We start from the raw sequence: 24,091 nt of genomic DNA, 5'->3' as shown, positions 1-24,091 counted from the left end.
GTGGTGCTGCTGCCGCACTTCAGCACCATCGGCGTGGTGGTGGCTTATACCGCGCTCTATCTGCTGGCGTTTTGTCTGTGCCCGTTTATTCGCGTTGAGCAGCCCGGTTTTGCTACCAGCGAAGTGGCTAAACCGCTGAACGTCAGCACAGCAAAATCATAAAAAAACCCCGGAGACCGGGGTAAGTAAAATAGTCAATCCGGGCCTCGCGCCCGGATTTTTGCCTTACGCGATGGTAACTTTGCCGTCCAGATAGACATCCTGCACCGCATTGATCAGCTTCACGCCTTCGCTCATCGATTTCTTAAAGGCTTTACGACCGAGGATCAACCCCATGCCGCCGGCGCGTTTATTGATCACCGCCGTGCGCACCGCATCGGCGAGATCGGTTTCGCCGCCCGCCGCGCCGCCGGAGTTAATCAACCCGGCGCGGCCCATATAGCAGTTCGCCAGCTGATAGCGCACCAGATCGATCGGGTTATCGCTGGTCAGCTTGCTGTAGACGCGATCGTCGGTATAACCGAAGTTCACCGCCTTATAGCCGCCATTATTCTCGGCCATTTTCTGCTTCACGATATCAGCGCCAATGGTGGCGGCCAGATGGTTTGCCTGGCCGGTCAGGTCAGCGGAAACGTGGTAATCGACGCCATCTTTTTTGAATGCCGGGTTGCGCAGATAGGCCCACAGCACGGTGACCAGGCCGAGCTCGTGCGCGCGTTCAAAGGCGGCGGAGATCTCTTCAATCTGCCGACGCGACTGTTCGGAACCGAAATAGATCGTCGCGCCAACCGCAACCGCGCCCATGTTGAACGCCTGTTCGACGCTGGCGTACAGGGTCTGGTCATACTCGGTCGGGTAGCTCAGCGTTTCGTTATGGTTGAGCTTGACGAGGAATGGAATGCGGTGCGCGTAGCGGCGCGATACCGAGGCCAGTACGCCATAGGTAGAAGCCACGCAGTTACAGCCGGCTTCGATGGCGAGTTCCACGATATTCTTCGGATCGAAGTAGAGCGGGTTGGCGGCGAACGACGCGCCCGCCGAGTGCTCTACGCCCTGGTCGACCGGCAGAATGGAAAGGTACCCCGTTCCCGCCAGGCGCCCGGTATTGTAGAGGGTCTGCATATTACGCAGCACCGCAGGCGGGCGGTTGTTATCCACCATCACCCGGTCGACGTAATCCGCTCCCGGTAAATAGAGTTGGTCGGCTGGAATAGTCATACAACGGTGCTGTAAAAGGCTGTCGGCATCTTTGCCAAGCAACTGCGTAATATCAGTCATAGCTATCTCCCGTAAGTGCTGGCCGCAGCCAGCATGTTTTATCCCAACCCAAAAATTATGGGCAGGTTAAGCCTGGTACCGAGTTAGCATATTTTCCAGCCGGGAGCGCGTTTTTTCAGTAGATTCTGCTGTCTCGTTTCACTGCCATTTACCACCAGGCGTGGAAATGATGCACCGGGCCGATACCGTGCCCCACTTCCAGCGAATCGGCCTGCGCCAGCGCCGCCGACAGCCAGCCCTTCGCTTCGGCGACCGTTTGTCCCCAATCGGCATAGCGCGGACGCAGCGCCGCCAGCGCGGCAGATAACGTACAGCCGGTACCGTGGGTGTTTTTGGTCAGCACGCGCGGCGCGGTAAAGCGCTGTTCCCCTTCACGGGTGAACAACCAGTCTGGGCTTTCGGCGTCGTCCAGATGTCCGCCTTTCATTAATACCGCCCCGCAGCCTAACGCCAATAGCGCCCTGCCTTGCTCCAACATCTCGCGCTCGCTTTGCGCATGCGGCGCATCGAGCAGCGCCGCGGCCTCCGGCAAATTCGGGGTGATCAGTGAAACGTGGGGCAGCAGGCGCTGACGCAGCGTCGCAATGGCTGAATGGGATAACAGCGGATCGCCGCTTTTCGCCAGCATCACGGTATCCAGCACCACGTTGGCAATCTGGTAGCGAGCAAGACGCTCCGCCACCGCTTCAACGATATCGGTTTCCGCCAGCATGCCGATTTTCGTGGTATCGATTCGCACGTCGCTAAACACCGAATCCAGCTGCGCCGCCACGAAGTCAGGTTCGATACGATACACCGACTGCACGCCGCGAGTATTCTGCGCCACCAGCGCGGTGATGACCGAGCAGCCGTAAGCGCCGAGCGCGGAAAATGTTTTGAGGTCGGCCTGGATCCCGGCGCCGCCGCTGGGGTCGGTGCCGGCGATGGTTAAGGCGTTAATCCGCTTCATGCCGACCCCCCCGCGTATAACGCGTCGAGGAATGCCGGGATAAAACTGCCGGGGCCGCCGTGTCGCGCCGCTTCACCTCCCGCCATTTTCAGCAGGCCGCAGGCGGCAGCCACGTTTTGCAGCCGATCGCCGGGCATCGCGGCGCTTGCCGCCACAACCGCGGATAACGCGCAGCCGGTCCCGACCACCCGCGTCATCAGGACATCACCGCCGCTCACGGTAAGCGTGCGCTCGCCGTCGCTGATGTAATCCACCTCGCCCGTCACCGCGACCACAGTATTAAGCTTACGGGCCAGCGTCTGGGCGGCGGGTAACGCGGCGGCCGCGCTGTCGGTGGTATCGACGCCGCGCCCGCCGCCGCTGCTCCCCGCCAGCGCCATGATTTCCGAAGCGTTGCCGCGAATCGCCGCAGGCCGCAGTTCCAGTAGCTCATGGCAAAAATCGGTACGCAGCGTCAACGCGCCGACGGCAACCGGATCCAGCGTCCAGGGTTTTCCAGCCTGCCGGGCGCTCTGCGCCGCCGCGCGCATCGCGTTGGCGCGCTCAACGGTTAAGGTCCCGACGTTAATCAATAGCGCATCGGCGATGGCGGCAAACTGCGCGGCTTCCGTAGGGTCAATCACCATCGCCGGCGAGGCGCCGATAGCCAGCAGCACGTTGGCGGTGAAAGTCTGAACCACATCATTGGTCATACAGTGAACGAGCGGCGAAGAGGTGCGGAAAAGCTGTTGTAGGTGCGCGATATGCGCCGGGTTTAGCGGTTGATGCATGGTTTGCTCCCGCCAGATGAGGAAGCAGCGCAGACCATGCGGTCTCTGACTTCCCTACGCTGGCATTATCCAGATCAGGTGGTACGGGTATTTCTCAGCCTTCACAAAGAAGGGCACCCCGAGTCATTTGGTACAAAAAATGGCGACTAACGTTCCGTTAATCTCTAATCAGGATAGTAATGCCAGCGGTAAGGCTTGTAAACGGTAAAAGCGGTATGTCTCCCGGCGATATGTCCCTTAATCGTACAGCCATCTCCCGGCTTTGGCAGACTGGATAAACATATCAATGGTGAACTCTGGAACATCTACTGGTTCAGGCTTTTTAAATGGATTCCATGAAAAATTGACTTCGGGATAGTACGTTTCAAGATGGAAATTCGACATGTCGACGTTGAACTCTTTTGCATAGTCTTCAACTAACTCTTCAACGTCATCTTGATCTAACTGGACATCAAAATGAATACTCGAGTCTGCCGTGTATGTAGCGTATTTCTTGTTCCTGAGGATATAGGTCCCACTACGAATAGTGAACAATTTGATGACGCGTTTTTCGATATCTTCTACCATAGCTTATCGTTGCCCCGCGCGATGGTATTGTATTCAATGATCGTGTTGTAAATGATCTGCGATACATCAGCCACAATGATCACTTCACCAATGAGGGGAATAGTCCGTCCCACCCACGTTCCAATTTTTCTCACCATCCTCCTTTTTACAGTCCATGGAGTATAACCGCCAATCCATGTAGGCATTTTTAACCCAAATGGGAACATTCTATTGCCAAATACTCGTCTGGCACCTTTCGATAGTCTGGATGTTCCAGGAATTGCCGATCCGGGTTTAGCCCGTGTCGCCTGATCATTTATACCCGCATACAGTGCATATACAGAGGCAACATCTTTGATACCAAATTGATCAGCAGTATTGAAGACAAAGACCATGAAAAATAGTTCTGAGGCGGTAAGGTTTGAACGCCCCGCAAAAAAGTATGTTCCATTTATTTCCTCAACAGTATCCACTTCATAATCCCTTATGATCCTTGTAGAAAGCGCCATCATAAGGGCTGATTTGCATACCGTCATTACGCGTCGTTGTATCATCCTTGTACGTTTGCCACAGAGACGCCCCTTTTTCCTGCGCCATGTAAGCGATTACACAAAATTTTAGCTATCCGTGCGGAGGTTGATTTAGATCACAATTCACTTAATAACCATACGACATAGTTACTACTCGTTACGAACTAAGCGGACACAGTAACCGCAGTAGTCGCCGCTGCCGTTAGTTTGTTGCATAACATGTTAAAAATAATTTCGACACTAAGGTCGTTAATGATGAAAGTGAAACACGTTTCTATGTTGCTGCTGCTGGTACTCAGCGCAGCCATCGCGACCGGTTGCAGTTCACCGGCGCAGCGTATGGCCGAGTGCGAAGCACAGGGGATCAGTAAAGATGCCTGTTATATTGCGGAACAAAACAAACAGGCTGCGGTGAACGCCGCAGCGGAGAAACAGGCGCTGGAAAATGCGCAGGCTTTATATCCCGTGCAGAAAGCGCAGTCCAGCAAAAAAGTTAAAGTCTTCAATGGCATGAAGCTGGTCACAAACTCAACCGGGCTGACAGTTGATGGCAAACCCGCGGCCTTAGACGAAAGCAATGCTGACGCGAAAACCTATTCTCAGGGTTTATACGTTTTTATTGTCTACCAATCAGGAAAAATTGCCGTCATGCAGGACGGTAAATTTTTAGGCTACGCCAAATAGCGTCTCTTCCTTGTTAATTTAAAAGCGGCCTAAGGGCTGCTTTTTCCCCCTTCCCCGCAGTAGCCGACACGTCAAACGCCGCGCTAAATAAGCGGCATTAATCCCATTGGATAAATCTCATTTTACCTACGAGAGAGTAGTTTTTTAACTAATGTATTCTTTTTGTAATCATTAACTTGCTCAATGTAAACAATTGGTTATAGTTCAAAGAAGCGTTACAAGTTGTAACACCATGTCAGATCGGAATTAACGAGTGAATCGCCATTAAGGTAAGAGGATTCCAATGAAATTGACCCCTATAGTGAAAGGATTAGCCATTGCCGGCTTGCTATCATCGATTAGCTTGTCAGCATGGGCGGAAGTCGCGGCAAAAGAAGCGACCGCCGCCACCAAACAAGCCAACGACGCCCTCTATAACCAACTCCCCTTCTCCGACAACACCGATTTTACCAATGCTCATAAAGGTTTTATTGCCGCACTACCGACCGAAGTGATTAAAGGCGAACAGGGTAATGTCGTGTGGGACCCGCAGCAGTACTCTTTCATTAAAGAAGGTGAAAAAGCCCCGGATACCGTCAACCCGAGCCTGTGGCGCCAGTCGCAGCTGATTAACATCAGCGGTCTGTTTGAGGTGACCGACGGCGTCTACCAGATCCGAAATCTGGACCTTTCCAACATGACCATCATCGAAGGTAAAGAAGGCATTACCGTCGTTGACCCGCTGGTATCAGCGGAAACCGCAAAAGTGGGCATGGATCTGTATTACAAAAACCGCGGTAAGAAACCCGTTGTCGCCGTTATCTACACCCACAGCCACGTTGACCACTACGGCGGCGTGCGCGGCGTGGTTGATGAAGCGGATGTGAAATCCGGCAAAGTAAAAATTTACGCACCGTCCGGCTTTATGGAAGCGGCCGTGGCAGAAAACATCATGGCTGGTAATGTCATGAGCCGCCGCGCCAGCTACATGTACGGCAACCTGCTGAAACCATCGGCCACCGGACAGGTGGGCGCCGGCCTTGGCACCACCACCTCGGCGGGTACCGTGACCCTGATTGCCCCAACCAATATCATTGAAAAAGACGGGCAGAAAGAAGTCATTGACGGTCTGACCTATGACTTCATGCTGGCGCCAGGTTCGGAAGCGCCGTCGGAAATGCTGTGGTTCATCGAAGAGAAAAAACTGATTGAATCCGCGGAAGACGTGACACACACCCTGCACAATACCTATTCACTGCGCGGCGCGAAAATCCGCGAACCGCTACCGTGGTCGAAGTACATCAACGAAGCGATCGTACGCTGGGGCGACAAGGCCGAGATTATTATGGCTCAGCACCACTGGCCGACCTGGGGCAACGAAAACGTAGTCAACCTGCTGAAGAGCCAGCGTGACCTGTATCGTTACATTAACGACCAGACTCTGCGTATGGCTAACGAAGGGCTGACTCGCGATGAAATCGCCGCTAAATTCAAACTGCCGGATAGCCTTGCCAACACCTGGGCTAACCGCGGTTATTACGGCTCTGTCAGCCACGACGTGAAAGCCACCTACGTGCTGTATCTCGGCTGGTTCGACGGCAACCCGGCCACCCTCGACGAACTGCCGCCGGAAGAAGCGGCGAAGAAATTCGTCGATTACATGGGCGGCGCCGATGCCATCATGAAGAAAGCGAAAGAGGATTACGACCAGGGTAACTACCGCTGGGTAGCCCAGGTCGTCAGCAAAATCGTCTTCGCCGATCCGAAAAACCAGGATGCGCGTAATCTGGAAGCAGATGCCCTTGAACAGTTAGGCTACCAGGCGGAATCCGGCCCGTGGCGTAACTTCTACCTCACCGGCGCGCAGGAACTGCGTAACGGCGTGGTGAAAGGGCCAACCCCGAACACCGCCAGCCCGGATACCGTGCGCGCGATGACCCCGGAAATGTTCTTCGACTATCTGGCGGTACATATCAATGGCGAGAAAGCGGGTAACGCGAAATCGGTCTTTAATATCGATCTCGGCAGCGACGGCGGCAAGTATAAGCTGGAGCTGGAAAACGGCGTACTGAACCATACCGCCAACGCGGAAGCGAAAGATGCCGATACCACTGTTGCCCTCAACCGCGCCACCCTGAATAAGATCATCCTCAAAGAGGAGACGCTGAAGCAGGCCGTCGATAACGGCGACGCGAAAATCACCGGTAACGCCGATAAGCTCAATGAAATGCTGGGCTATATGGACAAGTTCGAATTCTGGTTCGACATCGTTACGCCATAATACCCTGCTCCCGCGGCGCTCGGTCGCGGGAGTTTTCCCTCTTTGCTAGTAAGCTTCCGGCAATGGTCGGTCGATGGAAACCAGTTTGCCGCGCTTCATCGTGATATAGCCCCCGGCTTTCAGATCCGCCAGCACCCGAAAAACATGCGTGCGCGACAGATTAGTGCGCTTAATAATAAACAGCGCCAGGCCTTCGTTTTCCCCCTGATGGGTACTCTGGCGATAGAGATAGCGAAACAGCATCGGTCTGATAGTCTGGTAGCTGGTCATCTGCCGGCGTTCGTTATGAAGATCGATAGTAAAAATCGACATATAGGTAAGGATGGTCGCCAGCTCCTGGACGCGTTCAGGACCGCCGTGTAAAAAGATTTGGTCAAAGATCTCATAAGTGACTTTAACCAGCTTCACCGCCGCGCTGCCGATATATTCAAACTTCGCCAGCGGGCAATATCTTTCCATAAGCCCAATCGGCATATACTCAATGGAATTACCAATATGAAGGCCGTTCTCCGGCATTAATATTGATAGCGAACCTTCAGCGCAAAAATAAATATATCCAGGCTGAATTGCTAATTTTTTATTTGCCGCAACCGTCAGGGTCTCCCCTTGTGCCATTATTTGCGGAAAAAAGGCATCAATGTTGAGTTGTTGATAATAGCTATGGATATCCTGAAAATTCACGCTATGCCCCTTGCTGCGCCGTCTGCCGTGGTATCGAGTATAGCAGCGAAGTGATAGCGGATTCGAGATGATTATTTTCTCACTAATGACCAGTCCCATATGGGACTATCAACGCAAAGTATTCGCTTTAAAATGGCCAGTAATTAGTCCGCATTTGAATTATCCGCTGATATTAAACATTGATAGCGGAACAAATAATCTAAGAGGCCATGCAATGAAATTAAATCAGATCGCTAAACATCTGGCTCTGGCCGGTGTTTTAACTTCGCTGTCGCTTTCCGCCTTCGCAGCCGCTCAGCAGCAGGACGCCACTCCGGCAACTCAGCAGGCAAATAACGCGCTGTACAATAAACTGCCGTTTGCCGATAAAACTGATTTCGATAACGCGCATAAAGGCTTTATCGCCGCGCTACCGCAGACCATGATTAAAGGCGAGCAAGGCAACGTTATCTGGGACCCGGCAAAATATGACTTCGTCAAAGAAGGTGAAAAAGCCCCGGATACCGTTAACCCAAGCCTGTGGCGCCAGTCGCAGCTGATTAATATCGGCGGCCTGTTCAAAGTCACCGACGGGGTTTATCAGATCCGTAATCTCGATCTCTCCAACATGACCATCATCGAAGGTGAAAAAGGGATCACCGTTATCGACCCGCTGCTGAGCGCCGAGCCGGCGAAAGAAGCGATGGATCTCTACTACGCCAACCGTGGTAAAAAGCCGGTTGTCGCCGTCCTGTTCACCCACAGCCATGTTGACCACTACGGCGGCATTCGTGGCGTGGTTGATGAAGCCGACGTGAAGGCCGGCAAAGTAAAAATCTACGCCCCGGCAGGATTCATGGAAGAAGCGGTTTCCGAGAACATTATGGCCGGTACCGCGATGAGCCGTCGCGCCAGCTATATGTACGGCAACCTGCTGAAGCCTGACGCCAAAGGCCAGGTCGGCGCCGGTCTTGGCACCACCACCTCGGCGGGTACCGTGACGCTGCTCCAGCCGACCAACTACATCACCAAAACCGGCCAGCAGGAAGTGATTGATGGCCTGACCTACGACTTCATGATGGCGCCGGGTTCCGAAGCGCCGTCGGAAATGCTGTGGTATGTCAAAGAGAAGAAAATGATTGAAGCGGCAGAGGATGTTACCCATACCCTGCACAACACTTACTCGCTGCGCGGCGCGAAGATCCGCGATCCGCTGGCGTGGTCAAAATATATTAACGCCGCGATCGACCGCTGGGGCAACGATGCTGAAGTCATTATCGCCCAGCACCACTGGCCGACCTGGGGTAACGACAACATTATCAAGCTGATGAAAGGCCAGCGCGACATGTACCGTTACATCAACGACCAGACCCTGCGTATGGCCAACGAAGGGCTGACCCGCGATGAAATCGCCGCTAACTTCAAGCTGCCGGAATCGCTGGAGAAACAGTGGTCGAGCCGCGGTTATTACGGCTCCGTCAGCCACGACGTGAAAGCGACCTACGTTTACTACCTCGGCTGGTTCGATGGCAACCCGGCAACCCTCGACGAGCTGCCGCCGCAACAGGCTGCGAAGAAGTTCGTTGAATACATGGGCGGCGCCGATGCCATCATGCAGAAAGCCAAAGCCGACTATCAGCAGGGGAACTACCGCTGGGTCGCACAGGTGACCAGTAAAATCGTCTTCGCCGACCCGCAGAATGCCGATGCGCGTAACCTCGAAGCGGATGCCCTGGAGCAGTTAGGTTACCAGGCGGAAGCCGGTACCTGGCGCAACTTCTACCTGACCGGCGCGCAGGAACTGCGTAACGGCGTACAGAAACTCCCGACGCCTAACACCGCCAGCCCGGATACCGTGCGCGCGATGACCCCGGAAATGTTCTTCGACTACCTGGGCGTACATATCAACGGCCAGAAAGCCGGCGCGGCAAAAGCGGTCTTCAACATCGATCTCGGTAAAGACGGCGGTAAGTACAAGCTGGAACTGGAAAATGGCGTACTTAACCACACCGCGAATGCGGTAGCGGACGATGCCGACGCCAGCATTACTCTGAATCGCGATACCCTGAACAAGATCATTTTGAAACAGGAAACGCTGAAGCAGGCTGAAGACAAGGGCGACGTCAAGATTAGCGGCAATGGCGCTAAGCTCGATGAAATGCTGAGCTACATGGACAAATTTGAATTCTGGTTCAACATTGTCACCCCGTAAGCGATAATCGCTGAATCTCCCTCGCGCCCTGGTAGGCCGCGGGGGATTTTTTTATCCATTCGCCTCGCATGTTCTGATTTGCGTTCCCCTCGCCGCAGGCCCAAAATGAGTTCAGGACTGTTTTATTGCGCGGAGGTATATATGACCGTTTATCACCATGCGCTGGTACTGATTAATAGCAGCCTTGATGGTGTTCCGTTGCTACAACACGCCGCCAGGATGGCGCAGGAAAACGGGATGCGGATTACCATCGCCCACATCAGCACCGACTACCGGGCGCTTAATTACGTATCCGACAGCCTGCAGAATGATGAAGTATCGCAAGAGGTCATTCAGGCCAAAGCCCTGCTCAACGAGCTGGCGACGACCGTCGCCCTGCCGGTACAGACGCTATCGCTGGTGACAACCCGCCGTTTTGCTGATGTCGAAGAGTGCGTACGACAACGCCATATCGATTTAGTTATCGCCGGACACCATAACCGGCTGCTGGGGATGCTGTCCTCGCACTCGCTGGAGTACATCAACCATTTGACAGTGGACGTACTCATAAAACACCTACCCTAGCGCAATGCGGACTGTAACAGAGAAAAACACTCTTCGATTGATGGCGGTAGCGCCTGCGGCCCACGCATCAGAGCCACCGTCCGCGTCAGCGCCGGCTGCTGCAGTTGCGCCACCTTTAACGCCGGATCGTGCAGATAAGTCGTATAGAGCGCCGGGAGAATAGCCACCGCCAGCCGCGAACGCACCAGTCCATAAAGGGTTTCGATATAGTCTACCTGGTAACGCGTCGTTAAGGTCAAACGCTGGCTTTCCACCAGCGCCGACACCAGCCGCTGGATATTCCCCTTTGAAAAAACGGCAATATCACAACCCACCAACTGTTTCCACGGTAAATTTGGCTGCGCAGCCAGCGGATCGTCGCTGTGCAGCACCGCCACGAAAGGATCCTCGCGCAGCGGATAAACCAGTAGCTCAACTGGTAGCGAACTGTCGATCGCGCCGATACCAAAATCAATCTCACCGCTTTGCAGCGCCTGCATTAACGCATCGTTGGTCTGGTCATGAAATTCGATGCGCAGACGCGGAAAGGCCTGCGCCAGGGTCTGCGGTAGCAGCGGAAACAGCAGCGAGCTCACCGACGGTACCAGCCCGATACGCACCGTGCCATCGCCGCCTGCTTCCACGATCTGTTGCATATCAAAAAAAGATGCCTGGGCCACGCTCAGTATCCGCTGGGCATGGGGTAAAATCGCCGCCCCCAGTTCCGTCAGAGTGACCGCCGAGGCGGTACGATTGACCAGCTTGCCGCCGATCACGGTTTCAATCTGCCGCAGCGCGCTGCTGAGCGCCGGTTGGCTAATCGCCAGCCGATTGGCAGTATCGGTAAAATGGCGCAACTGAGCCAGGGTCACAAAATACTGCAGTTGCTTTAGCGAGAGCGCGGGCAGACGTTGCCAGGGTTCGTTCATTGTCAGGTTCGCTACCGGTGGTCATACAGAATAACCCGAGCTTATCGGGCGATAAATTTATTCATCTGGGCAAACGTTTGCTGTGCCCCTAGAGTATCCGCATTATCCTTGTGGTGGAGTTGTTATGTCCAGCAATGATGAAGCACGTCGTCGCGCCGTACAGGCCGCGCGCGGCGAATCCCCGTTTGATCTGTTGCTTATCGATACGCAGATCGTCGATATGGCCACTGGCGAAATCCGCGACGCTGACGTCGGTATCGTTGGTGAAATGATTGCCAGCGTACATCCGCGCGGCAGCCGCGCCGACGCCCATGAAGTGCGCTCGCTGCAAGGCGGCTATCTGTCGCCCGGCTTGATGGACACCCACGTACATCTTGAAAGTTCGCATCTGCCGCCCGAGCGTTATGCAGAAATCGTCCTGACGCAGGGTACCACCGCGGTGTTCTGGGATCCGCATGAGCTGGCCAACGTGCTCGGCGTCGATGGCGTGCGCTACGCGGTTGATGCCAGTCGCCACCTGCCGTTACAGGTGATGGTGGCCGCGCCATCCAGCGTCCCCTCTACGCCAGGTCTCGAAATGTCCGGCGCTGATTTCGCCGGCGCTGAAATGGAAACCATGCTCGGCTGGCCGGAAGTTCGCGGCGTGGCGGAAGTGATGGATATGCATGGCGTGCTGAACGGTAGCGAACGGATGCAGGAGATTGTCCAGGCCGGGCTTAACAGCGGCAAACTGATTGAGGGCCATGCCCGCGGGCTCAGCGGCGCCGATTTACAGGCATATCTCGCCGCCGGCGTCACCTCCGATCACGAACTGACTTCAGCAGCCGATGCGCTGGAAAAACTGCGCGCCGGGTTGACTATCGAAATTCGCGGCTCGCACCCCTATCTATTGCCCGAGATCGTTACGGCGTTAAAAACGCTGCCGCATCTCTCCTCGCAAATCACCGTCTGCACCGATGACGTACCGCCGGATATGCTGCTGGAGAAAGGCGGCATTATCGCCCTGCTCAACCTGTTGATTGAACACGGTTTGCCAACGGTCGATGTGCTACGTTTCGCCACCCTTAATGCCGCTATTCGCCTGCAGCGCAACGATCTTGGGCTAATTGCCGCGGGACGACGCGCGGATCTGGTGGTGTTTGATTCGCTGGAGAAACTCGAGGCTCAGGAGGTCTATGTCGGCGGCAAACTTATCGCTCGTAACGGTCACCTGCTAACACCGCTTGCCGCCGCGCCCGGCGTGACGCCGCCGCGTGATACTTTGCAGTTAGCGCCCCTCGCCGCTGAAGACTTTATTCTGCGAATTAAGGGCATTCGCCATGGCGTCGCCCGCCTACGCCACATCAGCGGCGCGCGCTTCACGAAATGGGGAGAAGTGGAAGTACAGATCCGCGACGGAGAAGTACAACTGCCCGTGGGCTTTAGCCTGATTTGGGTTAAGCACCGCCACGGCCGCCATCAGGCAACGCCGCAAATCGCCCTGCTTGAAGGCTGGGGGGAGCTGCGCGGCGCCATTGCCACCAGCTACTCGCATGACTCACATAACCTGGTCGTGCTCGGGCGCGATGCTCATGATATGGCCTTAGCGGCAAATCAGCTGATCGCTTCCGGCGGCGGAATGGCGCTGGCGCAACAGGGCGAGATCCTGGCCCATGTGGCGATGCCGATTGCCGGTATGCTCTCCAATCTTCCCGCCGCCGAGCTGGCGCGGCAGTTCCGCGAGCTGCGAGATTTAAGCAGTAAAGTCGCCGACTGGGAGCCGCCATACCGGGTATTTAAGGCGATTGAAGGCACCTGCCTCGCCTGTAATGCCGGGCCGCATCTAACCGATTTGGGTCTCACCGACGGCGGCAGTCGCCAGATAGTTGACCCGTTGATAGCCTGCCGGGAGACTCCGGCGCCAACTCATCACAACAATAATCCTCAGGGAGCCTGAGCATGGCCGATAACACACTTCATACTTCTGCCCGTAGCCACTGGCTGGAGCGCCGCTTTGCGCTTCGCGCACGGGGCGGTTCGCTACGCACCGAATGCCTGGCCGGGATCACCGGCTTTCTCGCCGCCGCCTATTTACTGGTGGTCATTCCAGGACTGCTGGCGATTGGCGGAATGGATAAAGGCGCCACCACCACGGGCACCATCCTGGTCTTTGTCGCCGGTTCGTTATTAATGGCGTTTTATGCCAACCTGCCGTTTATCGTCGGTCCGGGCATTGGCGGCTCGGTACTGGTGGGGGTGACGCTGGCGGGCAGCGAAGGTATTGGCTGGCAGATTGGCCTCGGGATTGCCTGCTGGTCGGGGATCCTCTTCTTCCTGTTGACCCAATTCGGCCTGCGCGAAGTGGTCACCCGCTCGGTACCGCAGTCAATTAAGCTGGGGCTCACGGCTTCGATCGGGTTATTCGTTGCCGTTCTTGGCTTTCGCAATGCCGGGCTGGTGTTGGCGAATGCCAAAACCAACGCCCTGATGCTCGGTGATTTTCTTGCCCCGGGCGCGCTGGTGGCGCTGTGCGGCCTGTTTCTGGCGATAGCGCTACAGGCGCGTAAAGTACCAGGCGCGATACTGTGGGCCATTCTGTTCGCCACCCTGGTGGGTATTCCGTTCGGCGTGACAAAGCTACCTGGTAGCTTTATTGACGTTCCGCACTCGCTGGCTCCGGTGTTCGGGCAAATCGATCTGTTGGGGGCATTAAATATCGCCTTCCTGCCGTTCCTGTTCGTCTTTTTCGCGTCCGAGTTTTTCTCGACCATGGGTACGACCCTGGCGGTCGGCGGCGAGGCGGGTTTGCTGGATGAAGAAGGCAACATGCCGCAGATTAATCGCCCGTTTATGGTCGATTCGATTGCCGCCGCGCTGGGCCCGTGGGTCGGTATTCCGGCGGCCACGGCGCTGATTGAATCATCTGCGGCGGCGGAAGCCGGCGGCAAGACCGGCCTTACTGCGCTGGCGGCGGCGGTGATGTTCCTGTTGATGCTGCTGTTTACGCCGGTGGCGCTCATGATCCCTAAAGAGGCCACCGCGCCGGCGTTAATTCTGATTGGCCTGAATATGTTCAGCGGCCTGCGCAAAGTCGATCTGGGAAACTTCACCGACGGTCTGCCGGTGTTAATGATGGTGATGATTACGCTCATCGCCAACAGCTTCGGCACCGGTATCGCCGGCGGGCTGCTGTTTTACATTGTCATCAAAGCGATCGCCGGCAAGTGGCGTGAAATTCCGATTGGCCTGTGGGTGCTGGCGATCCCGCTAATCTATTACTTCGCGACCTTAGTTAAGCACTAAGCGCTTCACAATGTGATTTCACCTCTTGATATAACAAACGCACCGCGGCAGAGAGCTGCTTGCGGTGCGGACAAATCATATTCAGCGGCGTTAAATCGCCCTGATAGTCCGGCAGCAGCCGCACCAGACGCCCTTCTCGCAGATCGTCGCTGACATCGAGAAACGATTTATAAGCGATTCCCTCACCGGCTACCGCCAGCCGACGGATCACCTCCGCATCATCACTCATAATCGCGCCGTTCATCTCCACGGTATGCACTTCATTACCTGAAATCAGCGGCCAGCGGTCAAAAGGTCGGCCACGTAATACGTACAACAGCGCGCTGTGCCGGGATAATTCCTCGAGGCTACTGATTTGACCGTGGCGGGCAATCCACTGCGGTGAAGCCACCAGCACCCGACGGTTTTCCGGCGCGACGGGCAGCGAGATAAACGAAGCGTCTTCGTGGTAGCCGTAGCGAAAAGCGACATCCACCGGATCTTTAAACACGTCGGTCAGATGATCGGAAAAGTGCAGCCGCAGGCGCAGCGCCGGATGACGTTCGCGAAAAGCGCAAAATACCTTGAGCAGCAGGTTACGCCCTAGATCGGATGGCACGGCAATTTGCAGCGTGCCGCGTACTTCATCCCCTGGCGTCTGAATTTTCTGTAGCCCGGCCTGAAGGGTATCGAGCATCTGGGTGGCATAGGGGAGCCAGGTTTCGCCCTCCGGGGTCAGGCGCAGGCTACGGGTCGAACGAGCAAAAAGGCGAATATTAAGCGTCGTTTCCAGGCGTTTGATCGCTGCGCTTACCTGCGCAGGCTGCTGCCCCGCTTCTCGTGCCGCCTCGCTAAAACTACCTAACGCCGCCGCGCGGACAAATAAGGTCAGATCTTCCAGCCTGAACATGCCAATTCTCCAAAGCTTCAGAATGCTCCCAAAATAGCGATTTACCGCGCAACAACGCAAGCGGCACAAGACTTCAGCCGTGTTTTGCTTACACTTTTTAAAAAACCAGTGCTTGCCATTTCAGCAGCGCTTCAGGAATGATACGAGGCTGCTATTTTGAGTCCAGGTAATATTGAGGAAAATATGCGTAAAACAAAAATGATGCTTCTGGGCGTACTTCTTGCCAGCGCCAGCGCAAGCTGGGCGGCGCCGGCCTCCGGGATTGAACAGTATGCGATGAAAGAATTCACCGCTGATTTTACCCAATTTCATATTGGCGATACCGTGCCGGCGATGTACCTCACTCCTGAGTACAACATCAAGCAGTGGCAACAGCGTAACCTGCCTGCGCCGGATGCCGGCAGCCACTGGACCTACATGGGCGGCAACTACGTCCTGATCACCGACACCGAAGGCAAGATCCTGAAGGTGTATGACGGCGAGATTTTCTATCATCGCTAAGTCATCGACGCAGCCGCAACTGCGCATTCGCCCCGGTCATGACAGCGACTATCCTCGCCTGCGCCAGCTATTCCTTGACGCGCGTATGGCCTCGTGGACATGGCTTAACAGCGATCAATGGCGGCTGGAAGATTTTGATGCGGTGGTACAAGACGAGCAGCTATGGGTCGCCGAATGCGGCGATACGCTGGCAGGATTCGCCTCGGTGTGGGTTATCGACAACTTCCTGCATAACCTGTTCGTGGATCCGCAGTGGCAGGGAAAAGGCGTCGGTAGTCTGCTGCTGGAACAGGTTCAGCGCTCATTTAAGCACAGCGGTACGCTGAAATGTCTGTCGCGAAATGAAAACGCCCTGCGCTTCTACCAGCATCACGGCTGGAAATTCGAAGCCCAGGGCGCGTCTCCTGACGGAGATTATTGGCTGATGCGTTACACCCAGCCTTAAACGGCGCGGAAGGCTATTTCGCTCGGGATAACTTCGCCCTGCCAGTACATCTGCGCCGCCACGCGTCCCGCCAGCTGGCGGTAGATATCGGTAAACTCGCTTTCCGGACGAGCAATGACCGTCGGCGTGCCTTTATCCAGATCTTCACGCAGCGTGATATGTAATGGTAACTGGCCTAGCAACTGAGTGTGGTACTTCGCCGCCAGCTTCTCGGCGCCGCCAGTGCCGAAGATAGGTTCGTGGTGCCCGCAGTTGCTGCAAATATGCATGCTCATGTTTTCCACGATGCCTACGACCGGCACTTCTACTTTCTCAAACATCACGATGCCTTTTTTGGCGTCGATCAGCGCGATGTCCTGCGGCGTCGTCACCACCACCGCGCCGGTTACCGGAATGTTCTGCGCCAGGGTCAGCTGGATGTCTCCGGTTCCCGGCGGCATGTCCAGTACCAGGTAATCCAGATCCGGCCACAGCGTCTCCTGCAGCATCTGCATCAGCGCCTTACTGGCCATCGGGCCGCGCCACACCATGGCGTTGTCGTCGGTCACCAGATACCCAATGGAGTTAGTCGCCAGGCCATACTTCATGATCGGCGCCATATGGGTGCCGTCCGGGGATGTCGGGCGGCTGTCTTCCGCGCCAAGCATGGTCGGAATCGACGGGCCATAGATGTCGGCATCGAGGATACCCACTTTGGCCCCTTCCGCCGCCAGCGCCAGCGCGAGGTTCACGGCGGTAGAGGATTTGCCCACCCCGCCTTTACCGGAACTCACGGCGATGATGTTTTTCACGCCATTAATGCCCGGCTGGTTTTTCACCCGTTTCAGGGTGGCGATACTGTGAGAGAGCTTCCAGTCGATGGCTTTCGCGCCGGTGATACGCAGCAGCTCGGCGCTGCATTGCTCCTTCAACGCCTCAAACGCGCGGGTCCAGACGAACGGCATTTGGATCTCGATATGCACGGTATCGTCAAGCCAGGCGACATGGTGCAGCGCCTTTAGCGTGGTGAGGTTATGTTTCAGGGTTGGGTGCTGGAAATTAGCCAGAGTCCCGGCGACCATCGCACGTAGACGTTCGGGGGATTTGGCCTGGGATTGCGAACTCATCCCGACTCCTTTGTTATTGTGAGTTGATTCTTGTCCGTTAAGTTTACCTGAAAGGGAATAATTCCCCCACAATAAGCTTTGGGCTTACCAAATTATTGCCTTTCAGGTAACATCAAAAGCCCTTTTTACAACAGAAGATGTAATGCCCACTATGACTCAAGTCGCGAAAAAAATTCTGGTAACGTGCGCGCTGCCGTACGCCAACGGCTCTATCCACCTCGGCCACATGCTGGAGCACATCCAGGCTGATGTCTGGGTCCGTTACCAGCGAATGCGCGGCCACGAAGTCAACTTCATCTGCGCCGACGACGCCCACGGCACCCCGATTATGCTGAAAGCGCAGCAGCTTGGCATCACCCCGGAGCAGATGATTGGCGAGATGAGTCAGGAGCATCAGACCGATTTTGCCGGTTTCGATATCAGCTACGACAACTATCACTCGACGCACAGCGACGAGAACCGCGAGCTGTCGGAGCTTATCTATACCCGTCTGAAAGAAAACGGTTTTATTAAAAACCGCACCATCTCTCAGCTCTACGATCCGGAAAAAGGCATGTTCCTGCCTGACCGTTTCGTCAAAGGCACCTGTCCGAAGTGTAAATCTCCGGACCAGTATGGCGATAACTGCGAAGTCTGCGGCGCGACCTACAGCCCAACTGAGCTCATCGATCCGAAATCTGTAGTATCCGGCGCGACGCCGGTGATGCGTGAATCTGAGCACTTCTTCTTCGACCTGCCGTCCTTTAGCGAAATGCTGCAGGCGTGGACCCGCAGCGGCGCGCTGCAGGAGCAGGTGGCGAACAAAATGCAGGAGTGGTTCGAATCCGGTCTGCAGCAGTGGGATATTTCCCGTGACGCGCCGTACTTTGGCTTTGAAATTCCCAACGCGCCGGGCAAATACTTCTACGTCTGGCTGGATGCGCCGATCGGTTACATGGGTTCCTTTAAGAATCTGTGCGACAAACGCGGCGACACCACCAGCTTCGATGAATACTGGAAGAAAGATTCCAGTGCCGAGCTGTATCACTTCATCGGTAAAGATATCGTGTACTTCCACAGCCTGTTCTGGCCGGCCATGCTGGAAGGCAGCAATTTCCGTAAGCCGACCAACCTGTTCGTTCACGGCTATGTCACGGTAAACGGCGCCAAGATGTCCAAATCACGCGGTACCTTTATCAAGGCCAGCACCTGGCTGAACCATTTCGACGCCGACAGCCTGCGCTACTACTACACCGCTAAGCTCTCTTCGCGCATTGATGATATCGACCTGAACCTGGAAGACTTTATCCAGCGCGTTAACGCCGATATCGTTAACAAAGTGGTGAACCTGGCTTCGCGTAACGCCGGCTTTATCAATAAGCGCTTCGACGGGATGCTCTCCGCCGAACTGGCTGACCCGGCGCTGTATAAAACCTTCACCGATGCGGCTGCCGCTATCGGCGAAGCGTGGGAAAGCCGCGAGTTCGGTAAAGCCATCCGCGAAATTATGGCGCTGGCCGACGTCGCTAACCGCTATGTTGACGAGCAGGCGCCGTGGGTGGTGGCAAAACAGGAAGGCCGCGACGCCGATCTGCAGGCAATCTGCACCATGGGGCTGAACATGTTCCGCGTGCTGATGACCTGGCTGAAGCCGGTTCTGCCGGGGCTGAGCGCGCGCGCTGAAGCATTCCTCAACACCGAGCTGAGCTGGGACGCCATCCAGCAGCCGCTGCTGGCGCACAAGGTTAACGCCTTCAAAGCGCTGTACAACCGCATTGAGATGAAACAGGTCGAAGCGCTGGTGGAAGCCTCTAAAGAAGAAGTGAAAGCCGCCGCCGCGCCGGTGACTGGCCCGCTGGCCGATGATCCGATCCAGGAAACTATCGCCTTTGACGATTTCGCCAAGGTGGATATGCGTATCGCGCTGATTGAAAACGCCGAGTTCGTCGACGGTTCCGATAAGCTGCTGCGCCTGACGCTGGATCTCGGCGGCGAGAAGCGTAACGTCTTCTCCGGCATCCGCTCCGCCTACCCGGATCCGCAGGCGCTGATTGGCCGCCTGACGGTGATGGTCGCTAACCTGGCGCCGCGTAAAATGCGCTTCGGCATCTCCGAAGGGATGGTGATGGCCGCCGGCCCCGGCGGGAAAGATATCTTCCTGTTAAGCCCTGACAGCGGCGCACAGCCGGGTCAACAGGTTAAATAAACCTCGCAAAAGCGCTGCTCCGGCAGCGCTTTTTTTATGAATTCCGAAAATGCTCCCTTAGCCTCGTCTTTTCTCTCCAGATACGACAATAACTGTTAGCATCTAAAAACTGGATAAATAAACAGGGATGCTAATGAACACTTTTATCTATCAAGACGAAAAATCACACAAATTTTGGGCAATCGAACAGCAAGAAAATGAACTGCATCTGCGCTGGGGTAAGGTCGGCACTAACGGTCAACGCCAGATTAAGACGTTTTCCGATGCGGCAGCGGCCAGCAAAGCCGGGCAGAAACTGATAAATGAAAAAACCCGTAAAGGCTACATTGCTGATACCTCAGCTTTACCCCCCGTCACAGTCGAACTGCTTGCTGACTCTGTAGAGCAAGCCGTCGTTCCACCGCCCGCGCCTGTTGATGCCCCTCGTCCATGGCTGGCTGATGATACCGAGTGCGCCAATAACGACAAGCTACCACCGATACTGGTTTCCCCGCCGTGGGCGGTGAAAAAGAAAAAGTCACCGATTCCCCAACTGAGCTTAACACCGCTTGCTTTAGCCCCCTTATGTATGCTGACGGAAGAGGAGAGCAAAGCGCTTCTTTTGCAATATAACTGGCTCTCGTATCAGGAAGAGATGGACGAAAAGGTGGATGAAAAAGCGTATCTTACGCACCTGGGTTTCAGGAGCTGGATCCGACAAGATAAACGCTATGAAAATGCCTCATCGCGGGTGGTGGAAGCATGGCGGCAGCAGGATTACCCTACGCTTATCGCTGAATTCAAAGATTATCACTCTCCTTATCATGGGGAATGGAACGTTTATTTACTCACCGCATTGCCTGTTGCAAAGGCAGCTCAGGCCTGGAATATCCTGAGCAAAGAACCGCATACGGGTGCTGACCACGTTATGGAATACCTGCGGCTTGCCGGGCTGCCGGGTTTTATTAACGCCTTGTCCCGCTTTCCTCACGAGAATTTACCGGTCGCCATCTGGTTTGCCGCCAGCGAGTTGGCGCCGATAATAGCCCGCGCTTTTAACAAGCTTAAAACCCTGCGTGAAGACGCGCGCGAGTGGCTCCTGACCTATCCAGAACATGCCATCACCGGGCTACTGCCCGCGGCCCTTGGGAAAGCGTGTGAAGCACAGGATAGCGCCCGTCTGGCCATTCGTATGCTGGTGGACAACGGCCACCAGTCGCTGCTTGAACAGATAGCGCAACGCTATCACCTGCCGGAAGTGACTCAAGCGGTGAGCGCTCTACTCGCGATCGATCCGCTGGATAACCACCCAACCAAAATTCCGGCCCTCCCGTCGTTTTACCAGCCTGCGTTGTGGTCACGGCCGCTGCTGCGGGAAAATGGCCAGGCTCTGCCGGATGCAGCTTTAAAAACCCTTGGCGAAATGCTGCGTTTCCCGACAGAAGAAGGCATTTATCCAGGCCTGCAGCAGGTAAAAGAACTCTGCACCCCCGAATCTCTCGCCGCCTTCGCCTGGGATCTGTTCAGCGCCTGGCAAACCACCGGCGCGCCATCGAAAGAGAGTTGGGCTTTTAGCGCCCTGGGTTTGCTGGGCAACGACGATACTGCCCGCGCATTGACGCCGCTAATCCGCATCTGGCCGGGCGAATCCCAACATAAACGCGCAACGATAGGTCTGGATATTCTCGCCGCTATCGGGACAGACATCGCCCTGATGCAGCTAAACGGCATCGCCCAAAAGCTGAAGTTCAAGGCCTTACAGGAACGCGCCCGCACGAAAATAGCTGAGATAGCGGATAGCCGTGGGCTGACCGTGAACGAGCTGGAAGACCGCCTCGCGCCAGATCCAGGATTGGGCGAGGATGGAACGCTAGCTCTCGATTTCGGTCCGCGCCGCTTCATCATTAACTTTGATGAAGCACTCCGGCCGTACGTACGAGATGAAAACGGCAGCCGTCTAAAAGATCTGCCAAAACCGAATAAGAGCGATGATAGCGAGCTTTCTACTGACGCCGTAAATCGCTACAAAGCCCTGAAAAAAGACGCCCGCACCGTTGCCGCCCAGCAAATTGCGCGGATGGAATCCGCTATGTGTCAGCGCCGCCGCTGGATGCCGGAAAACTTTCATCAGTTTCTGGTCAATCATCCGCTGGTTCGCCATCTCACTCGTCGGCTCGTATGGGGCGTCTACAGCGCGGAGAATGTCCTGCTGGTCTGTTTCCGCGTAGCGGAAGACAGCAGCTACAGCAACGCTGACGATGACCTCTTCACGCTGCCAGAAGGCGATATTCGTGTTGGGCTTCCGCATGCGCTGGAAATATCGCAGGAAGACGCTGCCGCCTTCAGTCAGCTGTTCGTCGATTATGAGCTGCTACCGCCGTTCCGTCAGCTCGATCGCAACTGTTACACGCTGACAACTGCAGAACTGGAGTCCTGCGAACTGACCCGCTGGACAGAGCGAAAATGTCCAAGCGGCCGGGTAATGGGGCTGGCAAACAAAGGCTGGTTGCGCGGCGATCCGCAGGATTCGGGCTGGATTGGCTGGATGCTCAAGCCCCTGGGGGAATGGACGCTAGTGATGGAGATCGACAAAGGTTTTGCCGTCGGCATGCAGCCTGACGAACTCAGTGCCGAGCAGCTGATAACCAAAATATGGCTTTGTGATGAAAATGCGCACCATTGCGAATGGGAAAGTCACGGCACAGGGCAAGCTACGTTTTCGGTACTGGACAACGTCACCATCAGTGAGTTGATTAACGACATCGACGGGTTATTTGAGTAAAACAAGGATTGTTTTCGCCAGCTGACGCGCCACACCGTATCGCTGCAAGCGGAAGAAACTACGCAAAGCAAACTCACGCGCTGGCAGGGAAAATCGACGACCTGCGGACAGTTATTAGGGATCCGTAGCCGCGGCTGGTGGCAGGATAGCGAAAACTATTTCTGTTACGACGCAGCCCGGTATCGTTTGATGCTGGAAATCACGCCGGGGTTTGCGCACTACAACATTGACAGCAGTTTGGCGCTATCACGCTCTATGAGGGCGAACAGCCCGTTGCGTTCTCACGACTCGCTCCTCAGGATCTCAGCGAAGCGCTAAGCGCAGTGGCGATGATTTCCCGCTAATTCTACTCATACGATGGGTCGTTCAGCAGCATTATTCGACCCATTTCATGCGGGCCTTGGCGCTATTTGCTGGATATAAATGAGGTTTAACCTCTTACCGCTGTCTCTTTAAGGAAGAAACGATGACACAACAGGACAAACATCTTCAGCGTCCGCCGGCCGCAGTGCTGTATGCCAATGAATTGGCGCGGTTGAAACAGGATGATAGTCTCCCCTGCCCGCCCGGTTGGCAGCTCAGCCTGCCGGCCGCAAGGACGTTTATTCTCGGCGATCGGAAGCGCGACATCAGCCGTAAAGTGGTTATCAGTCCCGCGGCCGTTGAACGCATGCTGGTGACGCTCGCTACCGGACGCGGCCTGATGCTGGTCGGCGAGCCGGGGACAGCAAAATCGCTGATCTCGGAGCTATTGGCTACCGCCATCTGCGGCGATGCCGGGTTAACTATTCAGGGTGGGGCATCGGTAACAGAGGATCAAATCAAGTACGCATGGAACTACGCGCTGCTGATAAACCAGGGGCCATCAACACATGCCCTGGTTCCGGCTCCGCTTTACCAGGGCATGCGCGACGGTAAAATTGTCCGCTTCGAAGAGATCACCCGTACACCGCTGGAGGTGCAGGATTGCCTGTTAGGCATGCTTTCCGACCGCGTCATGGCAATACCGGAGTTGACCGGTGACGATAGCCAACTCTATGCCCGCGCCGGTTTTAATATTATCGCCACCGCCAACACCCGCGACCGCGGGGTCAATGAAATGAGCGCGGCGCTAAAACGCCGATTCGACTTCGAAACCGTCTTCCCGATTATGGATTTTCAGCAAGAGCTGGAGCTGGTGGCCAACGCCTCTGCTCGCCTGTTGGCGCACAGCGGCATTCCGCATAAGGTCCCTGATGCCGTGCTGGAACTGCTGGTGCAGACTTTCCGCGACCTGCGCGCCGACGGCGACAAGAAGACCTCCATGGACACCCTCAGCGCCATAATGTCCACCGCAGAAGCGGTCAACGTCGCCCATGCCGTTGGAGTACGGGCCTGGTTTCTTGCCAGCCGCGCTGGCGAGCCATCTGACCTGGTGGACTGCATTGCCGGCACTATCGTCAAAGACAACGAAGATGACCGCGCCCGTCTGCGCCGCTATTTTGAACAACGCGTGGGTAGGCATAAAGAAGCCCACTGGCAGGCCTATTATCAGGCACGTCATCGTCTGCCTTGAGGGAGC

At 55.6% G+C, this 24,091-nt stretch carries 20 protein-coding genes, 1 pseudogene and 1 riboswitch; of the genes and pseudogenes, 12 read left to right on the top strand and 9 right to left on the bottom strand.

Going from position 1 to position 24,091, the window contains the following annotated elements:
- Positions 1–162: pseudogene (locus PGQ95_RS15290) on the top strand (cytochrome C biogenesis protein CcdA); the annotation flags it as partial.
- A 63-nt stretch (positions 163–225) separates the two neighbouring features.
- Here PGQ95_RS15290 and fbaB read toward each other — a convergent pair.
- The 5 genes from fbaB to PGQ95_RS15265 form a co-directional block, all read right to left on the bottom strand.
- Positions 226–1,278, bottom strand: coding sequence for a class I fructose-bisphosphate aldolase (gene fbaB, locus PGQ95_RS15285; RefSeq protein WP_015365768.1), 1,053 nt, complete (start codon positions 1,276–1,278; stop codon positions 226–228).
- Between the two features lie 148 nt (positions 1,279–1,426).
- Positions 1,427–2,227 (bottom strand): bifunctional hydroxymethylpyrimidine kinase/phosphomethylpyrimidine kinase, encoded by an 801-nt coding sequence (gene thiD, locus PGQ95_RS15280; protein WP_087860194.1) that lies wholly within the window; start codon positions 2,225–2,227, stop codon positions 1,427–1,429.
- Positions 2,224–2,997 carry a hydroxyethylthiazole kinase gene (gene thiM / locus PGQ95_RS15275; protein ID WP_430918598.1) on the bottom strand — a complete coding sequence of 258 codons (774 nt, stop codon included), beginning with the start codon at positions 2,995–2,997 and terminating at the stop codon, positions 2,224–2,226. The genes thiD and thiM overlap by 4 nt, the downstream gene beginning before the upstream one ends.
- A 34-nt stretch (positions 2,998–3,031) precedes the next feature.
- Positions 3,032–3,128: riboswitch (TPP riboswitch) on the bottom strand.
- Between the two features lie 106 nt (positions 3,129–3,234).
- Positions 3,235–3,564, bottom strand: a complete 330-nt coding sequence (locus PGQ95_RS15270) for a DUF1493 family protein (protein ID WP_032714951.1) — start codon at positions 3,562–3,564, stop codon at positions 3,235–3,237.
- A complete protein-coding gene (locus tag PGQ95_RS15265; protein ID WP_430918596.1) occupies positions 3,558–4,016 on the bottom strand; it encodes an STM2901 family protein in 459 nt (152 codons plus the stop codon). Before PGQ95_RS15265 ends, PGQ95_RS15270 begins: the two co-directional genes overlap by 7 nt.
- A gap of 312 nt (positions 4,017–4,328) precedes the next feature.
- Between PGQ95_RS15265 and PGQ95_RS15260 the strand changes: the two genes are divergently transcribed.
- Together PGQ95_RS15260 and PGQ95_RS15255 are read left to right on the top strand one after the other, a co-directional pair.
- Positions 4,329–4,757, top strand: coding sequence for a hypothetical protein (locus tag PGQ95_RS15260; RefSeq protein ID WP_430918604.1), 429 nt, complete (start codon positions 4,329–4,331; stop codon positions 4,755–4,757).
- A gap of 283 nt (positions 4,758–5,040) precedes the next feature.
- Positions 5,041–7,017 (top strand): alkyl/aryl-sulfatase, encoded by a 1,977-nt coding sequence (locus tag PGQ95_RS15255; RefSeq protein ID WP_113374384.1) that lies wholly within the window; start codon positions 5,041–5,043, stop codon positions 7,015–7,017.
- Between the two features lie 45 nt (positions 7,018–7,062).
- On the opposite strand, the gene PGQ95_RS15250 is transcribed toward PGQ95_RS15255, so the two are convergent.
- Entirely contained in the window at positions 7,063–7,698 is a 636-nt protein-coding gene (locus tag PGQ95_RS15250; RefSeq protein ID WP_113374383.1) for a helix-turn-helix domain-containing protein, read from the bottom strand.
- A 214-nt stretch (positions 7,699–7,912) separates the two neighbouring features.
- Between PGQ95_RS15250 and PGQ95_RS15245 the strand changes: the two genes are divergently transcribed.
- Together PGQ95_RS15245 and PGQ95_RS15240 are read left to right on the top strand one after the other, a co-directional pair.
- Positions 7,913–9,889: an alkyl/aryl-sulfatase gene (locus PGQ95_RS15245; RefSeq protein ID WP_113374382.1), complete on the top strand. Its 1,977-nt coding sequence runs from the start codon at positions 7,913–7,915 to the stop codon at positions 9,887–9,889.
- 141 nt (positions 9,890–10,030) lie between these two features.
- Positions 10,031–10,453 carry a universal stress protein gene (locus tag PGQ95_RS15240; protein WP_430918593.1) on the top strand — a complete coding sequence of 141 codons (423 nt, stop codon included), beginning with the start codon at positions 10,031–10,033 and terminating at the stop codon, positions 10,451–10,453.
- Here the strand turns inward: PGQ95_RS15240 and PGQ95_RS15235 are convergent.
- Positions 10,450–11,361 (bottom strand): LysR family transcriptional regulator, encoded by a 912-nt coding sequence (locus tag PGQ95_RS15235; RefSeq protein WP_430918591.1) that lies wholly within the window; start codon positions 11,359–11,361, stop codon positions 10,450–10,452. The two genes, PGQ95_RS15240 and PGQ95_RS15235, sit on opposite strands and share 4 nt — an antisense overlap.
- A gap of 124 nt (positions 11,362–11,485) precedes the next feature.
- On the opposite strand from PGQ95_RS15235, the gene PGQ95_RS15230 reads away from it, so the two are divergent.
- Positions 11,486–13,297, top strand: a complete 1,812-nt coding sequence (locus tag PGQ95_RS15230; RefSeq protein ID WP_430918589.1) for an adenine deaminase — start codon at positions 11,486–11,488, stop codon at positions 13,295–13,297.
- Between the two features lie 2 nt (positions 13,298–13,299).
- Positions 13,300–14,643 carry an NCS2 family permease gene (locus PGQ95_RS15225; RefSeq protein WP_430918587.1) on the top strand — a complete coding sequence of 448 codons (1,344 nt, stop codon included), beginning with the start codon at positions 13,300–13,302 and terminating at the stop codon, positions 14,641–14,643.
- Here PGQ95_RS15225 and PGQ95_RS15220 read toward each other — a convergent pair.
- Complete coding sequence (locus PGQ95_RS15220; protein ID WP_087860186.1) at positions 14,633–15,532, bottom strand: LysR family transcriptional regulator; 900 nt, start codon at positions 15,530–15,532, stop codon at positions 14,633–14,635. The two genes, PGQ95_RS15225 and PGQ95_RS15220, sit on opposite strands and share 11 nt — an antisense overlap.
- A gap of 183 nt (positions 15,533–15,715) precedes the next feature.
- Here PGQ95_RS15220 and PGQ95_RS15215 point away from each other — a divergent pair, with 183 nt between their 5' ends.
- Positions 15,716–16,033 carry an RcnB family protein gene (locus PGQ95_RS15215; protein WP_087860184.1) on the top strand — a complete coding sequence of 106 codons (318 nt, stop codon included), beginning with the start codon at positions 15,716–15,718 and terminating at the stop codon, positions 16,031–16,033.
- Complete coding sequence (locus PGQ95_RS15210; protein ID WP_259678468.1) at positions 16,026–16,478, top strand: GNAT family N-acetyltransferase; 453 nt, start codon at positions 16,026–16,028, stop codon at positions 16,476–16,478. Before PGQ95_RS15215 ends, PGQ95_RS15210 begins: the two co-directional genes overlap by 8 nt.
- Here the strand turns inward: PGQ95_RS15210 and apbC are convergent.
- Positions 16,475–17,584, bottom strand: coding sequence for an iron-sulfur cluster carrier protein ApbC (gene apbC / locus PGQ95_RS15205; RefSeq protein ID WP_015365751.1), 1,110 nt, complete (start codon positions 17,582–17,584; stop codon positions 16,475–16,477). The genes PGQ95_RS15210 and apbC overlap by 4 nt on opposite strands.
- A gap of 151 nt (positions 17,585–17,735) precedes the next feature.
- Here apbC and metG point away from each other — a divergent pair, with 151 nt between their 5' ends.
- The 3 genes from metG (at position 17,736) to PGQ95_RS15190 (ending at position 24,085) form a co-directional block, all read left to right on the top strand.
- The gene (gene metG, locus PGQ95_RS15200) at positions 17,736–19,769 is read left to right on the top strand and encodes a methionine--tRNA ligase (RefSeq protein WP_015706086.1); all 2,034 of its coding nucleotides are present in this window, start codon (positions 17,736–17,738) and stop codon (positions 19,767–19,769) included.
- Between the two features lie 133 nt (positions 19,770–19,902).
- The gene (locus PGQ95_RS15195; RefSeq protein WP_430918585.1) at positions 19,903–22,530 is read left to right on the top strand and encodes a DUF4132 domain-containing protein; all 2,628 of its coding nucleotides are present in this window, start codon (positions 19,903–19,905) and stop codon (positions 22,528–22,530) included.
- Between the two features lie 466 nt (positions 22,531–22,996).
- Positions 22,997–24,085 (top strand): ATP-binding protein, encoded by a 1,089-nt coding sequence (locus tag PGQ95_RS15190; RefSeq protein ID WP_430918583.1) that lies wholly within the window; start codon positions 22,997–22,999, stop codon positions 24,083–24,085.
- The last annotated feature ends 6 nt before the right edge of the window (positions 24,086–24,091 follow it).

The organism is Klebsiella sp. 141240 (assembly GCF_050600805.1).
Lineage (GTDB): Bacteria > Pseudomonadota > Gammaproteobacteria > Enterobacterales > Enterobacteriaceae > Klebsiella > Klebsiella aerogenes.
Note: the sequence above shows the minus strand (reverse complement) of the source record. Positions and strands in the feature narration are given on the sequence as shown.

What these genes read in the sequence shown, in the direction of transcription:
- fbaB (WP_015365768.1), bottom strand. Translation starts at nt 1,278, where the DNA reads ATGACTGATATTACGCAGTTGCTTGGCAAAGATGCCGACAGCCTTTTA.
- thiD (WP_087860194.1), bottom strand. Translation starts at nt 2,227, where the DNA reads ATGAAGCGGATTAACGCCTTAACCATCGCCGGCACCGACCCCAGCGGC.
- thiM (WP_430918598.1), bottom strand. Translation starts at nt 2,997, where the DNA reads ATGCATCAACCGCTAAACCCGGCGCATATCGCGCACCTACAACAGCTT.
- PGQ95_RS15270 (WP_032714951.1), bottom strand. Translation starts at nt 3,564, where the DNA reads ATGGTAGAAGATATCGAAAAACGCGTCATCAAATTGTTCACTATTCGT.
- PGQ95_RS15260 (WP_430918604.1), top strand. Translation starts at nt 4,329, where the DNA reads ATGAAAGTGAAACACGTTTCTATGTTGCTGCTGCTGGTACTCAGCGCA.
- PGQ95_RS15255 (WP_113374384.1), top strand. Translation starts at nt 5,041, where the DNA reads ATGAAATTGACCCCTATAGTGAAAGGATTAGCCATTGCCGGCTTGCTA.
- PGQ95_RS15245 (WP_113374382.1), top strand. Translation starts at nt 7,913, where the DNA reads ATGAAATTAAATCAGATCGCTAAACATCTGGCTCTGGCCGGTGTTTTA.
- PGQ95_RS15240 (WP_430918593.1), top strand. Translation starts at nt 10,031, where the DNA reads ATGACCGTTTATCACCATGCGCTGGTACTGATTAATAGCAGCCTTGAT.
- PGQ95_RS15235 (WP_430918591.1), bottom strand. Translation starts at nt 11,361, where the DNA reads ATGAACGAACCCTGGCAACGTCTGCCCGCGCTCTCGCTAAAGCAACTG.
- PGQ95_RS15230 (WP_430918589.1), top strand. Translation starts at nt 11,486, where the DNA reads ATGTCCAGCAATGATGAAGCACGTCGTCGCGCCGTACAGGCCGCGCGC.
- PGQ95_RS15225 (WP_430918587.1), top strand. Translation starts at nt 13,300, where the DNA reads ATGGCCGATAACACACTTCATACTTCTGCCCGTAGCCACTGGCTGGAG.
- PGQ95_RS15220 (WP_087860186.1), bottom strand. Translation starts at nt 15,532, where the DNA reads ATGTTCAGGCTGGAAGATCTGACCTTATTTGTCCGCGCGGCGGCGTTA.
- PGQ95_RS15215 (WP_087860184.1), top strand. Translation starts at nt 15,716, where the DNA reads ATGCGTAAAACAAAAATGATGCTTCTGGGCGTACTTCTTGCCAGCGCC.
- apbC (WP_015365751.1), bottom strand. Translation starts at nt 17,584, where the DNA reads ATGAGTTCGCAATCCCAGGCCAAATCCCCCGAACGTCTACGTGCGATG.
- metG (WP_015706086.1), top strand. Translation starts at nt 17,736, where the DNA reads ATGACTCAAGTCGCGAAAAAAATTCTGGTAACGTGCGCGCTGCCGTAC.
- PGQ95_RS15195 (WP_430918585.1), top strand. Translation starts at nt 19,903, where the DNA reads ATGAACACTTTTATCTATCAAGACGAAAAATCACACAAATTTTGGGCA.
- PGQ95_RS15190 (WP_430918583.1), top strand. Translation starts at nt 22,997, where the DNA reads ATGACACAACAGGACAAACATCTTCAGCGTCCGCCGGCCGCAGTGCTG.